Source organism: Amycolatopsis sulphurea, assembly GCF_002564045.1.
Taxonomy (GTDB): domain Bacteria; phylum Actinomycetota; class Actinomycetes; order Mycobacteriales; family Pseudonocardiaceae; genus Amycolatopsis; species Amycolatopsis sulphurea.
Genome location: NZ_PDJK01000001.1, coordinates 806,206 through 827,928 on the forward strand (window position 1 = coordinate 806,206; position 21,723 = coordinate 827,928).

Annotated in this window: 21 protein-coding genes and 1 pseudogene; 13 read left to right on the forward strand and 9 right to left on the reverse strand. The window is 69.7% G+C overall.

The genetic code is table 11. The annotated features are described in order from the left end of the window. Positions 1–28: 28 nt before the first annotated feature. From ATK36_RS03705 to ATK36_RS03715, 3 genes are all read right to left on the reverse strand, one after another. Positions 29–790, reverse strand: a complete 762-nt coding sequence (locus tag ATK36_RS03705; protein ID WP_211291774.1) for a hypothetical protein — start codon at positions 788–790, stop codon at positions 29–31. Between the two features lie 156 nt (positions 791–946). Then, positions 947–2,566 carry a long-chain-fatty-acid--CoA ligase gene (locus ATK36_RS03710; RefSeq protein WP_098509816.1) on the reverse strand — a complete coding sequence of 540 codons (1,620 nt, stop codon included), beginning with the start codon at positions 2,564–2,566 and terminating at the stop codon, positions 947–949. Between the two features lie 9 nt (positions 2,567–2,575). Then, a complete protein-coding gene (locus ATK36_RS03715) occupies positions 2,576–2,998 on the reverse strand; it encodes a cupin domain-containing protein (protein WP_098509817.1) in 423 nt (140 codons plus the stop codon). An 85-nt stretch (positions 2,999–3,083) separates the two neighbouring features. On the opposite strand from ATK36_RS03715, the gene ATK36_RS03720 reads away from it, so the two are divergent. From ATK36_RS03720 to ATK36_RS03730, 3 genes are read left to right on the forward strand one after another with little or no spacing between them, the layout of a single operon-like run. Then, the gene (locus ATK36_RS03720) at positions 3,084–4,880 is read left to right on the forward strand and encodes a gamma-glutamyltransferase family protein (protein WP_098509818.1); all 1,797 of its coding nucleotides are present in this window, start codon (positions 3,084–3,086) and stop codon (positions 4,878–4,880) included. Further along, positions 4,877–5,818, forward strand: a complete 942-nt coding sequence (locus tag ATK36_RS03725; RefSeq protein WP_098509819.1) for a dihydrodipicolinate synthase family protein — start codon at positions 4,877–4,879, stop codon at positions 5,816–5,818. Before ATK36_RS03720 ends, ATK36_RS03725 begins: the two co-directional genes overlap by 4 nt. Positions 5,819–5,873: 55 nt before the next feature. Further along, entirely contained in the window at positions 5,874–6,584 is a 711-nt protein-coding gene (locus ATK36_RS03730; protein WP_098509820.1) for a GntR family transcriptional regulator, read from the forward strand. A 30-nt stretch (positions 6,585–6,614) separates the two neighbouring features. On the opposite strand, the gene ATK36_RS03735 is transcribed toward ATK36_RS03730, so the two are convergent. Both ATK36_RS03735 and ATK36_RS03740 read right to left on the reverse strand, forming a co-directional pair. Continuing rightward, positions 6,615–7,529, reverse strand: a complete 915-nt coding sequence (locus ATK36_RS03735) for an alpha/beta fold hydrolase (RefSeq protein WP_098509821.1) — start codon at positions 7,527–7,529, stop codon at positions 6,615–6,617. A gap of 15 nt (positions 7,530–7,544) precedes the next feature. Then, positions 7,545–8,495: a zinc-binding dehydrogenase gene (locus ATK36_RS03740; protein WP_098509822.1), complete on the reverse strand. Its 951-nt coding sequence runs from the start codon at positions 8,493–8,495 to the stop codon at positions 7,545–7,547. 115 nt (positions 8,496–8,610) lie between these two features. Here ATK36_RS03740 and ATK36_RS03745 point away from each other — a divergent pair, with 115 nt between their 5' ends. The 7 genes from ATK36_RS03745 (at position 8,611) to ATK36_RS03775 (ending at position 16,006) form a co-directional block, all read left to right on the forward strand. Continuing rightward, positions 8,611–9,477: a mycofactocin-coupled SDR family oxidoreductase gene (locus tag ATK36_RS03745; protein ID WP_098510318.1), complete on the forward strand. Its 867-nt coding sequence runs from the start codon at positions 8,611–8,613 to the stop codon at positions 9,475–9,477. A 125-nt stretch (positions 9,478–9,602) separates the two neighbouring features. Next, positions 9,603–9,911, forward strand: a complete 309-nt coding sequence (locus ATK36_RS03750; RefSeq protein WP_098509823.1) for a hypothetical protein — start codon at positions 9,603–9,605, stop codon at positions 9,909–9,911. 175 nt (positions 9,912–10,086) lie between these two features. Further along, positions 10,087–11,268: a sugar ABC transporter substrate-binding protein gene (locus ATK36_RS03755; RefSeq protein ID WP_098509824.1), complete on the forward strand. Its 1,182-nt coding sequence runs from the start codon at positions 10,087–10,089 to the stop codon at positions 11,266–11,268. Next, complete coding sequence (locus ATK36_RS03760) at positions 11,265–12,785, forward strand: sugar ABC transporter ATP-binding protein (RefSeq protein WP_170069582.1); 1,521 nt, start codon at positions 11,265–11,267, stop codon at positions 12,783–12,785. The genes ATK36_RS03755 and ATK36_RS03760 overlap by 4 nt, the downstream gene beginning before the upstream one ends. A 14-nt stretch (positions 12,786–12,799) precedes the next feature. After that, the gene (locus ATK36_RS03765; RefSeq protein WP_098509826.1) at positions 12,800–13,852 is read left to right on the forward strand and encodes an ABC transporter permease; all 1,053 of its coding nucleotides are present in this window, start codon (positions 12,800–12,802) and stop codon (positions 13,850–13,852) included. Positions 13,853–13,904: 52 nt separating this feature from the next. After that, positions 13,905–14,942, forward strand: a complete 1,038-nt coding sequence (locus ATK36_RS03770) for an alpha/beta hydrolase (protein WP_098509827.1) — start codon at positions 13,905–13,907, stop codon at positions 14,940–14,942. Positions 14,943–15,040: 98 nt separating this feature from the next. Beyond that, entirely contained in the window at positions 15,041–16,006 is a 966-nt protein-coding gene (locus ATK36_RS03775) for an NADPH:quinone oxidoreductase family protein (RefSeq protein ID WP_098509828.1), read from the forward strand. A gap of 297 nt (positions 16,007–16,303) precedes the next feature. Here the strand turns inward: ATK36_RS03775 and ATK36_RS03780 are convergent, their stop codons facing one another. The 4 genes and pseudogenes from ATK36_RS03780 to ATK36_RS03795 all read right to left on the reverse strand — a co-directional run bounded on the left by ATK36_RS03780 (position 16,304) and on the right by ATK36_RS03795 (position 18,986). After that, complete coding sequence (locus tag ATK36_RS03780) at positions 16,304–16,939, reverse strand: hypothetical protein (RefSeq protein ID WP_098509829.1); 636 nt, start codon at positions 16,937–16,939, stop codon at positions 16,304–16,306. A gap of 56 nt (positions 16,940–16,995) precedes the next feature. Beyond that, positions 16,996–18,123 (reverse strand): annotated as a pseudogene (locus ATK36_RS34365) (hypothetical protein). Next, the gene (locus tag ATK36_RS03790) at positions 18,120–18,455 is read right to left on the reverse strand and encodes a hypothetical protein (RefSeq protein WP_098509830.1); all 336 of its coding nucleotides are present in this window, start codon (positions 18,453–18,455) and stop codon (positions 18,120–18,122) included. Before ATK36_RS03790 ends, ATK36_RS34365 begins: the two are co-directional and overlap by 4 nt. A 21-nt stretch (positions 18,456–18,476) precedes the next feature. Further along, positions 18,477–18,986 (reverse strand): YbaB/EbfC family nucleoid-associated protein, encoded by a 510-nt coding sequence (locus ATK36_RS03795; protein ID WP_098510319.1) that lies wholly within the window; start codon positions 18,984–18,986, stop codon positions 18,477–18,479. Positions 18,987–19,374: 388 nt separating this feature from the next. Here ATK36_RS03795 and ATK36_RS03800 point away from each other — a divergent pair, with 388 nt between their 5' ends. From ATK36_RS03800 to ATK36_RS31230, 3 genes are all read left to right on the forward strand, one after another. Next, entirely contained in the window at positions 19,375–19,929 is a 555-nt protein-coding gene (locus tag ATK36_RS03800; RefSeq protein ID WP_098510320.1) for a sigma factor-like helix-turn-helix DNA-binding protein, read from the forward strand. Between the two features lie 152 nt (positions 19,930–20,081). Continuing rightward, complete coding sequence (locus tag ATK36_RS03805; RefSeq protein ID WP_098509831.1) at positions 20,082–21,056, forward strand: Acg family FMN-binding oxidoreductase; 975 nt, start codon at positions 20,082–20,084, stop codon at positions 21,054–21,056. A 57-nt stretch (positions 21,057–21,113) separates the two neighbouring features. Beyond that, a complete protein-coding gene (locus ATK36_RS31230; protein WP_141544359.1) occupies positions 21,114–21,713 on the forward strand; it encodes an Rv1733c family protein in 600 nt (199 codons plus the stop codon). Positions 21,714–21,723: the final 10 nt, after the last annotated feature.

Here is a 21,723-nt window from a genome sequence, read left to right on the forward strand (position 1 = left end):
GGGACTCAGGAGCCTGCTCGGCTCTGCCTCAACGGCATTTCGTGGCACCGTCGGTGATCGCCACCCCGCCGACGGCACCAGCGGCTGTGGGCGTGAACTCGAAGCGCCAGCCCGGGTTTTCCGCGATGGGCAGCTCGAACCGCCCGGCCGTGCCGGGCTTCAGGCCCCGTGCGTCGTACGCCTTGTGCAGGTCGGCCAGCGAGGATCCGACGCCGATGCCCTCCGCGGTCTTGCCCTCGGGCGGGGCGCCCAGCCCATGCAAGCCGTTTTTGCCGAACGAGGCACCACCGGCCGCGGCGAACGCCTTGTCACGCTCTTCTCGTTTGGTTGCCAGGTCGGCACTCGCCAGCGCGGCGTCTGCCGCCAGCATGGCCGTCTCCGCATCCTCGGCGGCAGCTTTGGCCGCCGCCGAGGCGGACTTACCCGTAGTCTGCTTGCCGGCCTGGTCGGCCGCGTCCGCCTTGGCGTTGAGGTCTTCGGCCTTCCGATCCGCCTCGGCCTCGGCCGCCAGCCGGGCCCGGTCCGGCGCAGGTCCGCCTTGCCAGCTCAGGACCGTACAGCCGTCCAGCTCGGACACCGGGGCGTTGGCGAGTTTCCCGGTGGCGAGAGCTGCCTCCTTGGCCATCCCCGGGACGATGCCGCGATAACCGGCCACCCCGAAGACCTCGGCGCGGGCCGTGGCGGTTTCCGACTGGCCGCCGGTGGCTTCCGACGAACACGCCGCCGGCGTGGTGACCGCGGCGATCACCACGGCCGAACGGCCGACGGACAGGACAAAACCCTTGTGCATCTGATTCCCCTCGAACTGGACCCATCTCACGGGTCGTCGTTCCCGGCGCACCGAGACATCGGGCAACCTACCCGAATTGCGGCGCGTCCCCAATCGATTGCCGAACGTTGGGGGGTGCACTTGGCCGGTTCGCGGACAGGACCGCCCGGCTCACCTTCATGGCCTTGTTTTTACGCCTCGGGTTCCTTTCGCGCGGTCCGTTGCCGAACCTGTCGAGTCCCCGCCGCCGTCATCTGCCACTGCTGATTTCTCGGTACCGGTTTCCCGTTCGCGGAGCTTGCGCTTGAGGATCTTGCCGGTGGCTCCCAGCGGCAGCGACTTCAGCAGCCGGATCTGCCGAGGGCATTTGTAGGCTGCGAGGCGTTCGCGGCAGTGCTGCTGCACCGCGGTGGCGTCGAGTGATACGCCGGGGGCGGCGGCGACGAAGGCGACGATCTCCTCGCCGAGGCGATCGTCGGCCCGCCCGATCACGGCGGCTTGTGCCACACCGGGGATCTCGTACAGAACCTCCTCGATCTCGCGGGGATAGACGTTGTACCCGCCTCGGATGATCAAGTCCTTGAGCCGGTCCACCACGTAGAAGTAGCCGTCCGCGTCCCGGTACCCGAGATCGCCGGTGTGGAACCACCCCTCGCGGATCGCCGAGGCCGTTGCCTCCGGGCGGCGGTAGTAGCCCTTCATCACATTGTGGCCGCGGACGACGATTTCACCCACGTGGTCCGGTCCGGGGCCGATCGGCCGGTCATCCTGGTCGACGATCGCGACTTCGACACCCCAGATCGGCCGGCCGATCGAGCCGAACCTGCGCTCGGCCGGGCTGACGTTGAACGTCGTGGTGCTGGCGGTTTCGGACAACCCGTACCCTTCGAGCACCGTCGTCCCCGGGAACGCCGCCTCGAAGCTGCGGATGACCTCTGCGGGCATCGAGGCGCCACCGGAGATGGCGGTGCGGACGCGGCCGAGGCCGCGCCGGCCCTCGCCGGCGTGGAGCAGGGCGGAGAACATCGTCGGGACGCCGGCGAAGACCGTGGCTCCGTGGCGGTCGAGCGCCTCGAGCACCTCCTCGGGGGCGAAGCGCTCGATGAGAATCGTGCTCGCGCCGTACCTGACGGTGGCGTTCAGCAGGGCCGACAGGCCGAAGACATGGAACAGCGGGAGCACGGAGGTCGTCACGTCCTGCGGGGTGAACCCCATGAGCGCACCGCCGACCGAGCAGTTCATGTACAGCTGGAAATGGGTGAGTTCGGCGCCCTTCGGTTCGCCGGTCGTGCCGCTCGTGTAAAGCAGTACAGCGGTATCGTCCGACGCTGTGGGGTGAATGTCCGCCGCGGGCTCGAACTGCTCGAGTGATGCGAACGGGACGCTCCCTTCCGGAAGCTCCCCGTCGGACACCGCGTAAATCGGGAGGGGGCCGACCTCGTCCACCGCCTGCCGCACCGCGTGCAGGCCGGTGCCGGAGGTGATGACGAGCCGGGCTCCGCTGTCGCGGAGGTGGTAGGCGATTTCGCGGGCGGTCAGCTGCGGGTTCAGCGGCATCATCGTCAGGCCCGCACGGAGGATCCCGAAATAGGAGACGACGAACTCGGGAGTGTTGCCCAGCACCACCGCGACCGGGTGACCGGTCGTCAGGCCGCGGGCCCGGAGTGCGGCCGCCACCCGGGCGGAACGCCGGTCGACTTCGGCGTAGGTGATCGTCGACCGGCTGGTGTGCAGCAACGGCTTGTCCGGGGTCGCGGCCGCCGATTCGCGCAGGATGGTCGCCAGGTTGAAGGTCATCGGCCGCGGCTACGATCCGACGGACATGCCGGGGTTGGTGGTGTGCCCACGCCCGTTGGACTCGGTGGGCAGGGTCACGGGGCTGGGCGACGGCTCGCTGATCAGCTCGATGATGTAGTGCGTCACCGGGTGGTCCTCGAGATTGCGGATCCGGTGGGGCACCATCGGGCCGCCGCTGCCCACGGTCTTGAACATGGTGAATCCCGGCTCGGCGACCTGCGAGATCGTCCAGTCGTCGTCGCCGTACTGCATCGCCTCCGCGCGGCCGGCGTCCGGCCACAGGATCAGGTGGTCGTGTTCGTGCTGGTGGAAGTCGTAGATCCCGCCGTTCGCCGCCAGGGTCATCGACCAGACGCGCACCCGGTCGTTCTCGAAGACCAGTTCGTCGCCGGGGGCGGTGGGGAACTTCTGATCATGGGTGGATTCGGACATCGGGCTGGGAACTCCTTCCCGGGAGGATGGCATAGCAGCTAGTATTGCATCCACATCGAAGCAAATTCAATGCAAGAAGGACGACATGACCAGTTTCTCGCCGCTGGAATTGGCCCGCCCGCTCGTCACCGGGTCCTTCGGGGTGAGCGCCTCGACGCACTGGGTGGCCTCCGCGTCGGCACAGTCGGTGCTCGAACGGGGCGGCAACGCCTTCGATGCCGCGGTCGCGGCCGGCTTCGTGCTGCACATCGTCGAGCCTCATCTCAACGGGCCGGGTGGTGACCTGGTCGCGATGGTGACCCGCGCCGGAGCCGAACCACTGGTGCTGTGCGGGCAGGGTCCCACTCCGGCATCCGCGACGATCGGGCACTTCCGGGCCGAGGGCCTGGACGAGATCCCGGGCTCCGGCGCGCTCGCGGCCGCGGTGCCTGGGGCGGTCGACGCCTGGCTGCTGCTGTTGCGGGACTACGGGACGTGGGAGCTCGAGGACGTGCTGAGCTATGCGATCCACTACGCCGAACGGGGACACCCGCTGCTCGCGAACGCCGCGGGGGTGATCGCGTCGGTCGCGACGCTGTTCACCGGCTCCTGGCCGACTTCGGCGGAGCAGTGGCTCGATCGTGGCAGGCCCCCTTCGCCCGGCGAGCCGGTCGGCAACGGCGCGTATGGCCGGACCCTGCGGCGGCTCGTCGAGGAGGCGCGCGCCGCTGCGTCAGGCCGATCTCGCGAGGCCAGAATCGACGCGGCGCGTCGCGCCTGGGGCGCCGGCTTCGTCGCTGAAGCGGTCGACCGCTTCGTCCGCGGCACGCGGCACCTGCACTCGACCGGTGGCGATCACTTCGGGGTGCTCACCGGCCAGGACATGGCGACGTTCGAGGCGCATCTCGAGCCGGCCGTCTCGATCGAGTTCCGCGAGCACGTCGTGCACAAGGCGGGGGCGTGGAGCCAGGGACCGATGCTGCTGCAGAGCCTGCGGATCCTCGAGGGCTACGGCGACGACGAGCTGGACTTGGTCAGTGAGCGCGGCATCCACCTGGTGGCCGAGGCGCTGAAGCTCGCCGCCGCCGACCGTGAGGTCTATTACGGGGACGACTTGACCGAGCCCGAACTCCAGCACCTGCTGTCGGCCGAGTACGGCAAGACACGTCGTGACCTGATCACCGAGACCGCGTCGGTCGAGTTTCGCCCGGGTCGCGCGTCCGCCCTGAGAGAGCCCTATCGCCCGCCCCTGCGCCTGCCGTCCGGCGATCTCGGTGAGTCCGCGGGAGAGCCGACGGTCCGGGTCGCGGGTGACATGCGCGGCGACACGTGCCATGTGGACGTCATCGACCGCTTCGGCAACGCAGTCTCCGCGACGCCTTCCGGAGGCTGGCTCCAGTCGTCACCCACGATTCCCGAGCTGGGGTTCTGCCTGGGGACACGGCTGCAGATGATGCGGCTCGATCCGGCCAGCCCGTCCGCCCTGCGACCGGGGTGCCGCCCGCGGACGACGCTCAGCCCCACCACCGTCGTGTCGGACGACGGCCTGATCGCGCTCGGCACGCCCGGGGGCGACCAGCAGGACCAATGGCAACTCGTGTTCCTGTTGCGTGTCCTGGCGGCCGGGCTCGGCGAGCAGCACGCGATCGAGCTGCCGATGTTCCACACGACCAGTTTTCCGGGCAGCTTCTGGCCGCGCACCTGGGAACCCGGCGGGCTGGTCGTCGAGGACCGGCTCGGTGCCGGGGTGCTCGCGGCGCTCGAAGGCCGGGGTCACCGGCTGACCCGAGCCGGTGACTGGAAGCTGGGCCGCCTGTCCTCGGCACGGCGCGATCACCGGACCGGCATCCTGTCGGCCGCGGCGAATCCCCGTGGGGCGCAAGGCTATGCGGTGGGCCGATGAGCACGCAGACCGAACCTCTCGAGCTGTGGGCGATGCTCGCGACGCCCTTCGACGAGGACTCCGGCCGGGTGGATCACGACAGCCTCGCCCGGTATGCGCGGGCGATGGCCGATCGCGGCTGTCACGGGCTTGTCGCGCTCGGCATCATCGCAGAGCCCCAAACGCTCTCGATTCCGGAGCAGCAACGGGTGCTGGCGACCGTGACGGCCAGCACGGACGTACCGGTGTACGCCTCGGCGCTCGCGCTCGACGAGGACACGCGGCGGCGTGTCGTGCCCGAGCTGGTTTCCTGCACCGACCGTGCACCTGCCGGGCTCATGGTGCCGGTCGACACGCCGGACCCGGTCGAGCTGCGCCGCCGCGTGATCGACGTGCACCGCCGGGCCGGAGATCTGCCGATCGTCGTTCAGGATTACCCCGCGTGGTCGGGGGTCGCGATCGGGGTCGATGCCCTGGCGGACGCTCTGGACGGCCTGGACTTCGTCGCGGCCGTCAAGTGCGAGGCACCGCCGACGTTCGCGCGGATCCGCCGTCTGCGGCAGCGCATGCCCTCGGCCCGGTGCATCTCGGGACTGGGCGGCTTGAGCCTCGTCGACGACCTGGAGCAGGGCGCGACCGTCGCGGCCTGCGGCGTTACGCGGCCCGAGGTGGTAGGGGCCGCGCTCGACCACTACGCGGCCGGCCGGCCTGATCTGGCGCGCCGGATGATCAACGTGATCGCCTCGTCGATCGGGTTCGAGGTCCAGCAGGGCACCAGCATCGCCGTGCGCAAGGAGGGCTTGCGACGTCAGGGGTTGTTCGCCCATGCGGCGGTACGTGCGCCGACGCGGCCCTACGACGTCTGGCTCGACCCATTGCTCCAGGCACACGAGAGGCTCGTTGCGTCCGAGCTTGCTCTGGTTGCATTGCCGACTTCGGTGGGAGCATCAGTCTTGTGAAGTATTGGATGCGCTATGGTCCAGGGCACCTGGTCCGATGGGAGGGCGAACCACGATGATCGACCGCGCCGACGAGAGCGCCCGCCCGGATCCGGAGTCGCTCAGCGACCAGGTGGTCAGCCGGCTGCAGCGCAAGATCCTCTCCGGCGAGATCGCCATCGGGAGCTGGCTGCGGCACGGTGCGATCGCCGAGGAGTTCGGGATCAGCCGCACCCCGGTGCGCGAGGCGTTGCGGATCCTGGCGGCCCAGGGCATCGTCACCATCGACGCCAACCGTGGCGCCCGGGTCAACGGGCAGTCCAGCCAGGACATCCGCGAGATCGGCGAGGTACGGGCCGAACTCGAGGGCCTGGCGGCGACACTGGCCTGTGACCGGATGGACGACGAGCAGCTCGCCGAGATGACCGACTCCTGGCAGTCGTTCCGGACGACTCTCGACGAGCCGACCGACCAGCAGGCCAAAGCCTGGGTGGTGGCGAACGAGCGATTCCACTCGGTCATCATGGAGTCGGCCGGGAACCCGCACCTGGCGGCCACCATCCGCGATCTGCGGCGAAAGCTTCCGCACAACCTGTCGTTCGGCGCCTACGCCGGCAACTCGCGGCTGATCGCCCGCAACCTGTCCCAGCACCAGGCGATCGCCGACGCGATCATCGCCCAGGACGCCGAGCTGGCCCGCGTCGAGATGGTCAAGCACATCAAGTTCTCGATCGACGCCACCGCCCGCTGGGTCGAGCGGAACGCCGCCGACGGCGACGCCGGGTAGCCACCGCTTCCGGCGGCCACCCGGCGCGCTTTACTGCGGCAGGCCGCCGAGAAACTCCAGCAGGAGTGGGTTGACGACGTCGGGTGCCTGCTGGTGGACCCAATGCCCCGCCCCGGCGACTGTCGTGGTTCGCAGGTCGAGGAAGACCTCCGGCATCCGGGTCGAGGGCATGAAGGCCGCCACGGCGTCCCGGTCCCCGGTCGCGAACAGCGCGGGGACGGTCGTGGTGGTCCCGCTTCGGCCGGCCGCGGCCGCCCAGTTCCGCTCCATGTTGCGGTAGTAGTTCAGGCCCGCGCCGAAACCGGTGCGCTCGAACGCGGCGGTGTACCGGCTCAGCTCCTGAGGGCTCAGCCACGGTGGCAGCATCGAGCTGCCGACCTCGGCGAAGGGATCGCGGTCGGACAGGATCGCGAGCAGGGTCGCGCGCACGTCCTTCGCCAAGAGCTCCTCGGGAGGACCGACGGGCTGGAATCGGACCATGTAGAAGTCCTCGCCGAGACGGCTGCGCAGGATGTCCAGGGGCGAGACCGGTGCCGCCGGGAGGTAAGGAACGCTGAGTCCCGCGATGCCTCGTACGCGGTCGGGCCGGGTGAACGCGAGGGGCCAGACACTGTTCGCGCCCCAGTCGTGGCCGATGAACGCCGCGCGGTCGACCCCCAGGACATCGAGGAGCCCGATCAGGTCGGCGCCCACCGTCTCGGCGTCGTAGCCGGAGACGGCAGTGGGCCGATCACTGGCGCCGTACCCGCGCATGTCCGGCACCACGACGCGGTAGCCGGCCGCGACCAGCGCGGGCACCTGATGCCGCCACGAGTAGGCAAGGTCCGGGAAACCGTGGGCTAGGACCACGGCAGGCCCGGCCCCGGCAAGGTGAACGGACAGCTCGATTCCGTTGGTGCGAATGCGGACGGGATCGGGCAGCTCGGGCTGATCGCGTGTGGACACGGTTGCCTCCCTGGCTCAGCGGATCTCGATGACGGCCTTGCCGCCCAGCCGGCGATCCAGCAGCGCGGTGAACGCCTCCGAGGCGTTCGCCCAGTCGTCCCGCCACACGATCCCCGGATCCAGTGTGCCCGCACCCACTTGGGCGGCGAGCCAGGTCAGGTCGGCTTCGAAGTCGCTTTGCGCGCCTAGGAAGAAGGACACGATCGCACGGTCGTGCCGCCCTGCGTCGCCGAACAGGGCGCCGAACGGAAAGGTCTCCGGCTCGCCGGAGGAGTGGCCGACCGAGACGAGCGTTCCATGCGGGGCCAGCGCCCGGAACGCGTCGACAAGCTGCTGACCGCCGACCTGGTCGAGCACACCGTCAACCGTCGTCGAGATCTCAGCGGGCGAGCCGACCAGTTCGGTGGCGCCCAGGGCCCGCAGGTCCGCGCCATACCGATCGAGGCTCCGGGCCGAGGCCACGACCTCCGCTCCGGCGATGCGGGCGAGCTGGATCGCGTACCGGCCCACTCCGCCGGAGGCGCCCGTCACCAGGATCCGCTTGCCCAGGATGTTGCCGATGCGCTTGAGACCGCGCAGTGCGCTCAGTCCGGCAACGGGAATCGTGCTCAAGGCACCGGGATCGGCGTCAACCGGCGCGACGCCCAGGGTCGCGGTGGATACGGCACGCAGTTCGGCCCAGCCTCCCGACGCGCCCATCGAGACCACCGGCGTGCCGACGGCGGGACCGCTGCCGTCGGCGGCCGCCCGCACCACGACACCCGCGGCGTCCGCGCCGAGCACCAGGCCATCCGGTGGGGCCGGCAGGCCGTTGTCCTGCCGGCCGTAGGCGTGGACGACCTCGCCGTAGTTCAGGGACGCCGCCGAGACGCGCACGAGCGCTTCGTGGGGGGCGGGCACGGGTTCGGGCACCTCGGCCAGCCGAAGCCGCTCGGGGCCTTTGCTGTCGACGATGATGGCGCGCATGAGCCACAACCTCAGCTTCCTGGTGGATTGCATTCAAAAGTAGACTTATTGCACGCTATCATGCAGTAGGATTCCATCAGAAGATCTCGCATCCGATGTGGTCGAAGGGAAGATCATGAGCTCGTTCGACGGTAAGGTCGCGTTCGTCACCGGCGGGGGTCGTGGGCAGGGGCGGGAGATCGCCCTGGAGTTCGCCCGCCGCGGGGCCGATGTCGCGATCCTGGACATCGCCGAGGACATCGCCGGCCTTCCGTATTCGCTGGCGACCAAGGAGGACCTGGCGGAGACCCGCTCCCTGGTCGAAGGGCTGGGACGTCGCTGCGTGTCGTTCGTGGGCGACGTGCGCAGCCAGCGCGACCTCGACGCCGCCGCGGCCGGCGCTGTTTCCGAACTCGGGCGGATCGACTACCTGGTCGCGAACGCCGGCATCTACGACTGGTCCTCGTCGCCGGTGTGGGAGACCTCCGACGAGTCGTGGAACAACCAGATCGGCGTCTGCCTCGAAGGTGTCTGGCGCTCGCTGAAGGCGGTCGTCCCGCACATCCTGGCCCACGGCGGGGGCGGCGCCATCGTCGTCACGTCGTCGAACCTCGCCGTCGAGGCCGTGCCCTTCAGCGTCGCCTATGTCACGGCCAAGCACGGCGTCATCGGCATCATGCGCACGGCGGCGCTGGAACTCGCGTCACTCGGCGTCCGGGTCAACGCGCTGCTGCCGAGTACCACCGACACCAAGATCAACGACCACCAGGCCGGCTGGACCAGGACCAGCGGCAAGCCGGACGGCACCCGCGAGGACTACCTCGAAGCCGTCCACCAGTGGACCGCCATGCGCAACACCGGGGTGATCCCGCCGAGCGCGCAGGCTCGTGCCGCGGTCTGGCTGTGCTCGGACGACGCGGACTACGTCACCGGCATCCAGCTGCCGGTCGACGCGGGCCACCTCGTCCTTCCGGGCTTCAACCCGTGGCCGGTCCGCGACTGATCCGGTGGGCGGCCAGGGTTCCGGCAAAGTCGGTGTGAGGGGCCCTGCGCAGGCTGCGGAGGTCCGTGGAAGGTCCGTGAAGGGGTCCTTCACGGACTTGAGACAGGTCCGGCGCACACCACGAGGTGGTCGCGCGTTTCGAGCGCCTCCGCTTCGCCTGCTGCCGGGCGCAATCGATCGAGATGGCAGGCGCCGTCGATGATGACGCGGCAGCCACGGCTCTCTCTGCTGATCACGGGTCCTCGATCAACTTTGCCGACACCCTGCGGTGGACGGCGGTGTGGGTCCGCTCGCGTATCGGCGGATTCGCGGGGGCGTCGCACTACAAGTGGTTCGCCGCTGCCGGCCAAGTGCCTGGCGAGACGCTCGGCTGGGGGGTGCCCCAGCCGAGCGTTTTGCGTTGTGCGGCAAGGGAGTCGTCGCGGCGGCCGTGACGAGGGCGTTGCCTTCCGGGCGCGGGACCGGGCGTGCGCACGCAGGATCTCGGCGCGGATGCGTTGACATGAGGCAGGTCACATGGGATGTTATGCGGCACAAGTTGCATCACAAACTGTCGGATGAGGTTTCAGGCCGGCCATTCTTGAATCGCTCAGGTTGAGGAGTTCCACCATGAACTGGTTGAGGTCGGCTGTGGCGGTCGTCGGGACCGTCGCGGCTGTGGTCGCGGTAGCGGCATGTGGCGCTTCGAAGAACTCTGGCGACGTTCCGGTGGAGAAGGTGTCGCAGTCCGACGCCGACAAGGCGCTGGACAAGGCCCACGCGGGTCCCGCGGCCACATGTGAGTCGGGCAAGGGCCTGACGATCGGCGGCGCCGTCGTCTGGAGCTCCAACGCCGGTGGCAAGGCGTACAACGATGCGTTCAAGGCCGCGGCGCAGGCGTGTGGTGCCACGCCGCTCCTGGTCGAGGCGAAAGCCGACGACCCCATCAACTCGATGATCAGCGCGATGGATCTGGTGACCTCGAAGAAGGCCAACGTGACGTCGTTCTTCCCGCTGTCTCCCGACGCGATGACGCCGCCGAGCAAGCGCGCCCTCGCGGCCGGCATCCCGGTCGTGGCGGGCGAGGTCTCGAACTTCGCCGACGCGACGCTGACGTTCCATCAGGACCGGCTGACCGGTGCGGTCAACTCGGCCCGGCTGTTCTGCACGAAGTACCCGCAGGGTGGTGGCGTGATCTACGGCGCCTACGGATACCCGCAGGCCGATCTCGTCGCCATGCAGCAACGATTCACCGACGAGGTCAAGAAATGCAGCAACGGCAAGATCACCGTCGTCGGCACCTACCAGAACAAGACCGATGACATCGCGGGCGGGCTCAGCACGGCCCAGGCGGCGCTCCAGCAGCACCCGGATGCCGTCGGCGTCGTGGCCTATAGCGACACCAACGCGGTCGCGGCGTCGCGGGCGGCGACGAACCTCGGGGTCCGCGACAAGCTGACCATCGTCGGCTACAACGTGGACGCCGTGGGCCACGAGGCGCTGTCCAAGGGCGTCATCGACTACTCGTTCCTGTGGGGGCAGGCAGAGCAGGGCCAGCTCACCGTCAAGTACATGATCGACCTGGCGACGGGCAAGAAAGCGCCGAAGTTCGTGACGCTCTACCCCAAGTGCATCAGCAAGAGCATGATCTCCTCGGTGCCGACGATCGCGGTCCGCACCACCGGCATCGGTGAGGGCCGTGACCTGGAGCCGACCGGTCTCGCGCCGACAGTGACCAGTGACGACAAGCCGATCCTCGAAGTGAGCGCCGCTCAGCGTGAGCAGGTCGCGTGTCCCGTGGACGCGTCGTGAGCCCGCATGAGGCGCAGCCTTCCGGCAGGCTCGTGCTGTCGGTACGCGGCCTGACGAAGGACTTCCCCGGAGTCCGTGCGCTGGACGGCGTCGACCTCGACCTGCACGCCGGTGAGGTCCTCGGCCTGGCCGGCGAAAACGGCTCCGGCAAGTCCACGCTGCTCAAGATCATGGCCGGGAGCTACCGGCCCGATGCCGGCCACGTCAGCATCGGTGGCAGGCAGACGGACCTGGTGAGCCCGGCGCAGGCGCGGGACCTCGGCGTCGCTCTGGTCGCGCAGGAGATCCAGATCCAGCCCAGCCAGAGCGTCACCGAAAACCTCTTCGACGGCCGGTTGCCGCGACGATTCGGTCGCATCGACTGGCGCCGGGCGCACGACCGGGCGGCCGAGGAACTCGCCGGACTCGGACTGGTGATCGGCCCGCGCTCGGTTGCCGGAACACTGCCGCTTCACCAGCAGCAGATGCTCTCGATCGCCCGCGTCGTCCGGCGTCGTCCGGACGTCGTGCTCCTTGACGAGCCGACAAGCTCGTTGACGGCAGACGAGACCGAGGTCGTGTACGCGATGATCCGGCGGCTCCAGGAGGAAGGGAGCGCGGTCGTCTACATCACGCACCGGCTCCGCGAGTACTTCGACCTGACCGATCGGCTCGTGGTGCTCCGCGACGGGCGCCACGTCGCCGACCTCGAGACGGCAGCGACCGACGAGCTCGAGCTGGTGCACCGGATGGTCGGCCGTGAGATGTCCGACCTGTTCGCCCGTCCCGGCGCCAGAGACCGGGGCGAGCCGGATGCGCGGCCGCCGGCGCTGACCGTCCGGGGGCTGAGTACCTCGCGTCTGCGCGACATCGACCTGCAAGTGCGCCCCGGTGAAATCGTCGGTATCGCCGGCCAGGCCGGGAGCGGGCGGACCAGCCTGGCCGAAACCCTGTTCGGCCGATGGCCGTTCCAGGGCGACGTGGAGGTCGCCGGGAAGCGGGTGAACCTGACCTCGCCGTCGGCCGCGATCGCCACGGGCATCGCGCTGGTGCCGGAGGACCGGAAGCGGACGGGCCTGGTACTGACCATGTCCGTGCAGGAGAACCTGGCGATGGCGGCGGCGCGGCTGCTCGGTCGCCGGGGGCTGCGCTTCCCGCGACACGAGCGCAAGCACGCGGCCGAGGTGGCCACGCGGGTCAACCTGCGATCCGCCGGTCTCGACGTGCTCGCGAGCACGTTGAGCGGCGGGAACCAGCAGAAGGTGGTCATCGGCAAGTGGTTGCTGCGTGATCCGTCGGTCCTGATCCTCGACGAACCGACGCGGGGGGTCGACGTGGGCGCCAAAGCCGAGATCTACGCGATCATCGAGGCCCTCGCGGCCCGGGGTATCGCGGTGGTCGTCGTGTCGTCGGAGCTGCTCGAAGTCCTGCGCCTGGCCGACCGCGTCGTGGTCATGGCCAAGGGGCGGGTGGTCGGCGAGCAGGCGGGCGACGAGGCAACCGAAGAGTCCGTCACGCGACTGTCGTTCGCGTCCTAGGGAGATCGAGAACCATGATCCGGAAGCTGATCGCACCACGACCTGGCGAGCAGGATGCCGCATCCGCGGCCGCGCAGGTCCGGGCCGCGCCGACGCCGAGACCGTGGCGGCAGCGGCTGGCGGGCCCTTCGACACCGATGATCGCGGTCGCCGCGCTGCTCGTCCTCGTCATCGTCGTCGAGGTGCTCACCGAGCCGACGTTCAGTTCGCCGGCGAACGTCACGAACCTGCTGCGCGCCACCGCGATCCCGGCGATCCTGGCGATCGGGATGACCATGGTGATCCTGTCCGGGGGCATGGACCTGTCGATGGGCAGCATCCTGAGCATCTCCGGAATCGCCTACGCCAAGTGCGTCGAGGCAGGATGGCCGGAGCCCGTCGCGCTGGTCGTGACGCTGGGACTCGGCGCGGCCATCGGCTTCGGCGTCAACGGCCTCCTGATCGGCCGGTTCAAGATGTCGTTCTTCGTCGTGACCCTCGCGTCCGCCTCGGCCATCGGCGGCATTGCCCTGCTGTGGTCCGGAAACCGGCAGATCGACACCTCCGGGAGCGAACTGGCCTCTTTCCTCGGCAACGACGCATGGGGAAACCGGATCCCGTACGGCGCGGTCCTGGCGGTCGTGCTGGTCGTCGTCGCTGCCCTCGCGCTGAAGTACACGGTGTTCGGCCGGTCGGTGTACGCGGTGGGAGGCAACCCCGAGGCCGCCGCCCTGTCCGGCGTGCGCAGGGAATGGGTCGTCCCCGCGGTCTACGGCCTCAGCGGACTCTGTGCCGCGCTCGGTGGCGTCATGATGGCGGGCCGGCAGACCATCGCCGATCCCTCGGCCGGAGGCTCGTCGATCGTCCTCTACGTCATCGCGGCGGCGCTGCTGTCCGGTGTCGCCATCGCCGGTGGCGCGGGCTCGGTGTACGGCGCCCTCATCGGCACCGCGTTCCTTCAGGTGCTGTCGAACGCGTTGGCCCTCAAGGGTTTCGACAACAGCTGGCAGATGCTGATGACCGGCCTCATCCTGCTGCTCGCGGTGTACTTCGACCGGGTGCGTCAGCGACTCGCCGGGTTCCGATGACCATCGGCAGCCCCCGACCCCTCCGACTGGACGCAGCAAAGGACGGATTCGCATGACCAACGAGATAGTCGCCGATCTCGCCGCCGGGACACGTTCGCGTGCGGTGGCGGCGGGCCTGGACGGGTACGAGTTCGACGCACTGGTCGAGACCATTCCCGACCCGGAGCAGTGGCCGGACGTGCTGCGCGGCGCCGCGAGCCGGCATCTGGATACGGGGGACAGGGCAGCCGAGGCCGGACTGCTCGAGACGGCCGTGACCGCTTATCGCGCCGCGTCGGTGTGGTTGTACTTCGCGCAGGCGTGGCCCACGGCGTCGGCTGACGGATACGGAGCGTCGGCCCGCGCGCAGTGGCGTGCGATCTCGCTCCGTGAGCCGCAGGCCCGGAGGTTGTCGGGCGACTCCTTCCGCGCGGTGCTCAGGCATCCGGCGCAGGCCGGTCCGACCGGACCGGTGGTCCTCCTCGTCTCCGGCCTCGACGGTGCCAAGGAAGAACAACTCGCCGTCTCCGACGTGTTGCTTGCCCGCGGCCTGTCGACAGTCGCGATCGACGGCCCGGCGCAGGGCGAGCTGACGACGGTGCAGCCCTTCAGCCCGGATTTCTCGCGGGTGGTGACCGAGGTGATCGAGACGCTGCGGAGTCTCGACGGACCGTGGACCCCGTCGTCGATCGGCATCTGGGGTTCGAGCCTGGGCGGCCACTACACCGTGACCGCACTCGCACGGGAGAAGCGGCTCGCGGCGGGGGTCGTGGTCAGCGGGTTCGCCAAGGCCGGCTGGGAGGCCATGGGGCCGTATGTCCGAAGCCTTGCCACGGTCCGGGCCGGCAGCGAGGAGGCGGCGGCCCGGTTCGCGGACTCCCTCGATGTCACGGCCGAGGTCTCGTCGATCGCGGCCCCGGTGTTCCTCGTCGACGGCGGCCGGGATCCCCTCGTCAACGGTCCTATGACCGGCTCGTGGATCTCGGGGGAGGTGCGGGACGGAACGTACCGCTTCATCGAGCAAGGTGACCACAACGTCGCGAACGCCCGCTGGTTGTGGCTCGACGACGCCGCCGACTGGCTCGCCGGGAACCTGAGGCCCGCGCAGTGAACCGATCGACCGCGATCGGCAGCGGTTCCTGAGCGATCCCGGCCGGGCGCAGCGTCGGGTGAACCAGGTGCACCGACTGTCCAGAATGGAGTCCGTACATGCGCGCAGCACGGGTGACCCGCACGGACGGGCCACTGTCGCTGGAGGTCGGCGAGGTCGGCGATCCGGCCGCAGGCCCCGGTGAGGTGCTCATCGAGGTCAAGGCGGCCGGGGTCAACTTCCCGGATCTCCTGCTGACACAGGACAAATACCAGTACAAGCCCGAGCTTCCCTTCGTACTGGGCGGCGAGCTCGCGGGTGTGGTCCGCGAGGCGCCGCAGGACTCCGGGTTCTCACCCGGCGACCGGGTGGCCGCGCTTCCGGGCATCGGCGCGTTCGCCGAACTGGCTGCCGTGCCTGCGGGCAGTGTCTTCCCGCTGCCCGATACGGTCGGCTTCGCCGCGGGCGCCTGCCTGCCGTTGAACTACCTGACGATGATGTTCGCCCTCGCCACCCGCGGGCAGCTGCGCGCCGGCGAGAGCGTCCTCGTCCACGGTGCAGCGGGCGGCATCGGAACCTCGACGATCCAGCTGGCGAAAGCGATGGGCGCTCGCGTGATCTCCGTGGTGTCGAGCCAGGAGAAGGCCCGCTTCGTGCAGTCGATCGGCGCCGGCGAGGTCGTGCTGGCCGACGGGTTCAAGGACGCCGTCAAGGAGCTGACGGACGGCGTGGGTGTCGACGTGGTCGTGGACCCGGTCGGCGGTGACCGATTCACCGACTCGCTGCGCAGCCTGGCCCCGTTGGGCAGGCTCCTGGTGATCGGTTTCACCGCCGGTGACATCCCGACGGTGAAGGTGAATCGGCTGTTGCACGGCAACCTCGACGTCCGCGGGGTGGGCTGGGGTGCATACGCGATGCCGCGCGAGGGCTTCGCCCGGCGGGAGTGGGACAAGCTGGTCCCGTATCTGGAGTCCGGCGCCGTGGACCCACCCATTGGCGGCACCTTTTCCCTCGACAGGGCCGGTGAGGCCGTGGCGGGTCTGGGCGAGCGCGGCGTCTTGGGCAAGTTCATCGTCGAGCCTTGAGGAGACGTCGCTGCCGGAGAAGCGTCGACGGATCTCCGCGTGCCGGACCGGTTTCGGGTCTGTGAAGGGGCCCTTCACGGACTCAGAGTCTGTGAAGGGCCCCTTCACAGACCTCCGCGGGCTGTGCAGGGACGGCCGTGCAGTCCCGTTCGCCGAGGAACCGCGCATGCAGGACATCGGGCTCGTCATCGGCCGCGCCGCGCGAATTCGTCCGGCTCCGGGAACTTCTGGTGACGTGCCGCGATGCGCTCCTCGGGCACTGACGGCACGCCCGGCGGGAGAGTGGCGGCACGGCGTTTACGTCTGGCTCCTGCCGTCCAGGGAATCGCGGTACTGCCGCAGGCGCTGAATCTCGGTTCGGCTGTACAGCGGGAAAGTGAAGCGCGAGCCGTCCGGCCAGGTCAGGGTGCGCGCGCGGAACTTGATCTCCGGAGGCTCCGGTGTGCGTGCCTGCCAGACGATCCGCGGCGGGGGCGCGTCGGCCGGGTCGATGATCGTCGATCCGGTGTCCACGACGGCGACGCACGACGGCGAGAACACCAGCCACGGCCCGTCCAGCTTTCGCAGCCGGTCGACCAGGTCGAGCGCCATCGCGTTCGCGGGGCCCTGCACGTCGGCCTTCCGCTCGCCCTTGGTGCCGCCGGTGCTGCCGTCGCTGTTCATCAGGGCGAAGACGACAACGGCCGCCCTGCCGACGCCACGCAGAATGTTCCAGAAGAACCGCCGGACGACCCGCTGTCCGGCGGCCGTGCCGTCCCGGCGCCTGCCGGGCACGTCGAAGTACAGCTTGTCGTCGCTGAGCCGCAGCGCGACGACCGGCTCGCGCCACTGGTCTCGCATGAACTCCTCGACCCGCTCCCGGAACCCGGGACGGACCCTGAGCTGCTCGGTCTTGCGGTCGAGGCGGTCCTGATGCTCGAGAATCTTCCCCATTGCCTGTCGTCTTGCCTCGGCGGGAGCCGACTGGGCGAACTCCTCCGGCGTGGCGGCTAGATGTCGAGGTTCCTGCGGGTCTCCTCCGGGCTCTTGTCCCCGCCGATCTTGCTCTTGTCGAACCACGGTTCGTCTCCTTCGGGCGTGACGGCGTCTTTGCCTTCGGTGTAAGCGGACCTCCCGGCCGCGATGCCGGCTTTGACGCCCGCTCCGGCGACGAACGGCTGGGCGCCGACCGAAGTGCCGAACCCCGTGGTGAGCACCCGGTTGCTCGGCTGGAAGCCCTGCGCGGCCGCGCCGATCCCGAACTTGGTCTCGCCCGGCATCACCCCGACGCGCAGTTTTCTGGTGAACACCTCGATCTTGCCCGAGAACTTGACCAGGAACTGCATGAACGTGTCCAGCAGCTTGCCGAACTTGCCGAGGTACCGGGTGACCTTCGCGAGCACGCTGGCGGCCTTGGCGATGGAGGCGGTCATCGCGGCGGCGACCGAGCCGCCGAAGCTGATCACCGACGCGGCGAGCGCGGGCAGCCAGAGGGTGATCAGCTAGGAGACCAGCTCGGTGATGATCGCCTTGATCACCTCTTCGATGACCACCATGACCATCGACCACATCTGCAGGACCTCGGCGACCGAACCGGCGGCCGAGCCGACACCGCGCATGCCCGAGGAGAAGTCGCCCAGCGCTTCCTTCGCCGCGTTGCCGGCGTCGTCCACCCACTCGGCCAGCGCCGTGTCGCCGGTCCGCTCGAAATCGTCGGCGAGGGCGACGAAGCCCTGCGCGATCGTGGCGAAGTTCTCCGACGCGTGCCCGATCGCCGGACCGTCCCCGGTGACCTGGTGCAACGCGTCCTGGAGCGGCTGGACCAGTTCGAGCAGCATGTTCAGCCCATGGCTGACCAGCCAGCCGATCGGGTCCATCGCGAAGGTGATCATGTCGCCGGCGGCCGCGCCGACGAACTTCGCCCCGTCGCCGACCAGCGCGGCGCCCGCCGAAGCCAGCTCGCCGGGGTTGTCCGCCTGGGCTGCCTGCTGGGCGTGGCCGGCGATCGACTTGCCGGCCTTGTAGACCGTCCCGGCCACCGGCACGTACCCCGCCGCGCGATCGAGGTTCGCACCCGTGCTCTCGTCGTACGGCGCGACATTCAGCGTGTCGGCGATGCTCTTCTTTTCCTCCGTCATTCGCCCGGCCTCCCCGCCCCGTCGATTTCCGCCTCGTACCGGCCGAATGTGACCTTCCCGGCGTCCTCGGCTCCCCGGTACAGCTCGGCGGCCTTGTTCAGCTTGGTGATGAAACCGTCCACGCCGTCCTGCATCTCGCCCAGCAGCGAGCGCAGTTCCTGGAGGCGGTCGGTGTAGCCCTGCTTGGCGAAGATCCCGACGACGCCCCACGCCTGGTCGGTCACGTCGGCGGCGTCGATCTTGCCGCCGAATTTGGCCCCTTCTTGCTCGTAGTACGGGAGTTGCCGGACGTACCCGGAGATCGCGTCGACATTGGTCTGGATGTTTCCCATCGAGAAGGCCCCTCGGTCGGATCAGTCGCGGCGGAGGATGGAGTTGTCCTCGAAATAGTCGTCGTCGTCCCGCGGTCCGGGACGGCGCCGCGGCGTTGCCCGCTGCGCGGTCTGCTGCGGTGCCGGTTGCTCCGACGCGGGTTCCTCCGCCTCGGTTCCCCAAGCCTCCGCCTGAGCCTGCCGGACCTGCTCGGAGGTGTTGACGCCGAACGCGTCACCGAAGGCGTCGTCCACGATTCCGGCCTGCTGCTGGACGGCTCCGGCGACCGCCTGGCGCAAGGTGCTCATGATCAACGTGGACAACTGCGCCGAGCCGAGGCGCGTGGCACCGGCGGCGAGCCGGATGTCGGTCACCGTCCCACCGGCGCCCGCGACCACCGTGACCGCGCCGTCCGGTGAGGTCACGGCGTTCTCGACCTGCGCGATCCGCTCCTGCATGTCGCCGACGCCGGAGAAGCCGGCCTCGGCCTGCCGCACCTTGGCCTGGAAATTCTCGAACTGCGCGATCAGCTCATCTAGCTGGGCGGACATCGCATCTCCCTGGTCCGGTGCGTCGGCGTACGTCCGGATTGTGCCAGACACGTATGCGAGCCGGGTGTTCATCGAGGAGATCACGCAGCATCACCACGCCGATCTCGTGAGTGCGCGACGGCGCTCTCGACACTCGCGGGGGTAGCGCTCGGTCACGCCCGCGCTGTTTCCCGTGATCGCCCTGAATACACGGTGCAGGTCAAGGGACTTTGGTCCTCGCGCCAAGGCAGCCCGGCTCTCCGCGGGGCTCGCGCGGGAGGGAGACGCTCACGTGGGCAGAGACATCGGGCCGAGGAACGGGACGGTGGGCGATGAGGCAGAGGGAGTGTTGCGCCAGGCTGATCGGTGGTACGCCGATCCTGGACGCAGAGCAGTGACCGCCGCCGGGATGTTCGGCCGCGACGGTTCCTCCGCCACAGCCGGACGGGCGCGGTCGACCAACGGCAGGTTCACCGGGGACGACCTCGATCGGCTCGTCCGCGCGGCGGGGCAGGACGATCAGGCGGCCGTCGCCCGGCTGGTGCACGTCCTGCGTCTCGTCGTGGCCCGCTACTGCCGGGCGTTGCTGGGAGGGCGCGACCTTGCGTATCTGTCCGCCGACGACGTCGCCCAGAATGTCTGCGCGGCCGTGCTCAGGGCACTGCCCGGCCACCGGGACCGTGGCGGCTCGTTCCTCCACCTCGTGCACGAGATCGCCGCCGACAAGGTGGCCGACGCCTGCCGGATCGTTGCCGGTGACCGGTTCGGAACGGGTACCGGGCAGCCGGCGGCCCTGAGCCGCCTCGCGCCGCTACAGCGGGAGATCCTGGCATTGCGCATCGTCGTCGGACTCAGCGTCGGCGAGACCGCGGAAATGCTCGCCATCCCGGCCGCCGACGTCCGTGCCATCCAGCATCGTGCCCTAGCCGAACTTCGCGAGGCGCTCCGGGACCGGGATTGCTGAGACGCACATTGTTGTCGGCGTCCCAGGAACGTCATCCCACCTGCCGGGGAGTGAGAGCACTTGGTCCTTCGAGGTCGTGACCGGTGCCGGTAGGGCACGCGCCACGAACGGCCGAAGCTGGGTGGCATCCGCCCGACCGACCGGAGACCACCATGAACGCTTCCCTCGCCCCGGCCGTCGAACGGGCGCTCGCGGCCGCGGTCCGTGCCCCTTCCCCGCAGAACACCCAGCCGTGGCGGTTCGTGGTCACCGGATCGCGGATCGAGACCTGGCTGGACCGCGGCCGGGTGCTCGCGATCGCCGACGCGGCGGGCCGGGAGGCCCGGCTGTCCTGTGGTGCGGCGGTGTGCAACCTGCTGCTTACGTTGCAGGCGGAGGGATTCCGTGCCCACCTGAGGATCCGGCCGGTGGCCGCGGAACACGACCTGCTGGCGGTGGTGGACCTCGAAAGGGGCGGACCGGCGTCAGCGGCGGAGCGGCGGCTGGCCGAGGCGGTCTTCCACCGGCACACGAACCGCCGTCCGTTCTCGGACCGCCGGGTGTCGGACGCGGTGCGGTCGCATCTCGTCGCCGCCGCCTGGACCGAACGCGGCCGTCTCGAATTCCTGGACGGGACAGGGCGCTATCCCCGGGTGACCGCCCTGATCCGGCAGGCCGAGCATGAGCAGCGGACAGACCCGGAATTCCGCGCGGAAGCGGCGTACTGGACCGGGCGTCCGTCGGACAGCCCGGACGGCGTGCCGACCGCGGCGTTCGGGCCGGCGGCGAAGGCCCCACCCGTCGTGTCCCTGCGGTCCTCTCACGAGAATCCGGCCGTGCCGCCGCGTCCGTTCGAGCAAGACCCTTTGCTGGCCGCGGTGCTGACCGACGATCGGGGAACGGCCGCCGACGTCCGCGCGGGACTCGCGCTCCAGCGGGTCCTGCTCGCCGCGACCGCGGACGGGCTGGCCACGTCATTCGTCTCGCAGCCGTTCGAGACGGCTGCCACGCGCGGCCTGCTCCTGGAGCTGTTCGGGGGACTGGGCCACGTGCATACCTTGCTGCGTCTCGGATACGCCTACTCGGTGCGGACGACCCGGCGCCGCCCGGTGGCGGAGGTGACTGACATCCGGGAACCGGCGCGCTGATTGCCCGGCGGCGCAAGCCGATCCGGAAAGCGCAGCCCCAGACGGAAGGCGCGAGACATGAGTTCGTCGGCGAGCCGTCTCATGAGGTGGTGGCGTCTGCTGGTACCCGGACGTCGCTCGGTTGCCCGGACCTCGGACCGGATCCAGGCCGCGCTGATCTCCTGCGCCGTGGTCCTTGCGCTGGCCGCGGTTCCGTTCGCGGTGACCGCCGGTTCCGTGGTCTACGCCGGTCAGCAGCGGATCTTCGTGGCGCAGCAGGCCGCGCGACACCCGGCGACCGCGACTCTGCTCGCCGACGGACCTCCGTTCTCATCGGACCACAGTGGCGGGGTCGTCGCGCGCACGGCGCCCACGGATGCCACCTGGTGGGCACCTGACGGATCGTCGAGAGTGGGGCCCGTCGCGGCCCGCTCTGGGACGCACCGCGGCGACACGATCTCGATCTGGGTGGATCGATCCGGCGCGGTCGTCGCGCCGCCGCTGTCCAAGACGACCGTCCTGGCCGATTCCTTCGGGGCCGCGCTGGGCGTGTGGCTGGGGGTGTGCGGGGCGCTGGCGCTGGTATGCAACCTGGCGGTCCTCACCATGAATCGCTATCGGTACCGGTGGTGGCAGCGGGAGTGGTTCGCCGAGCAGTCGAAGCGGACACACCCGTGAGGCCGGCCGG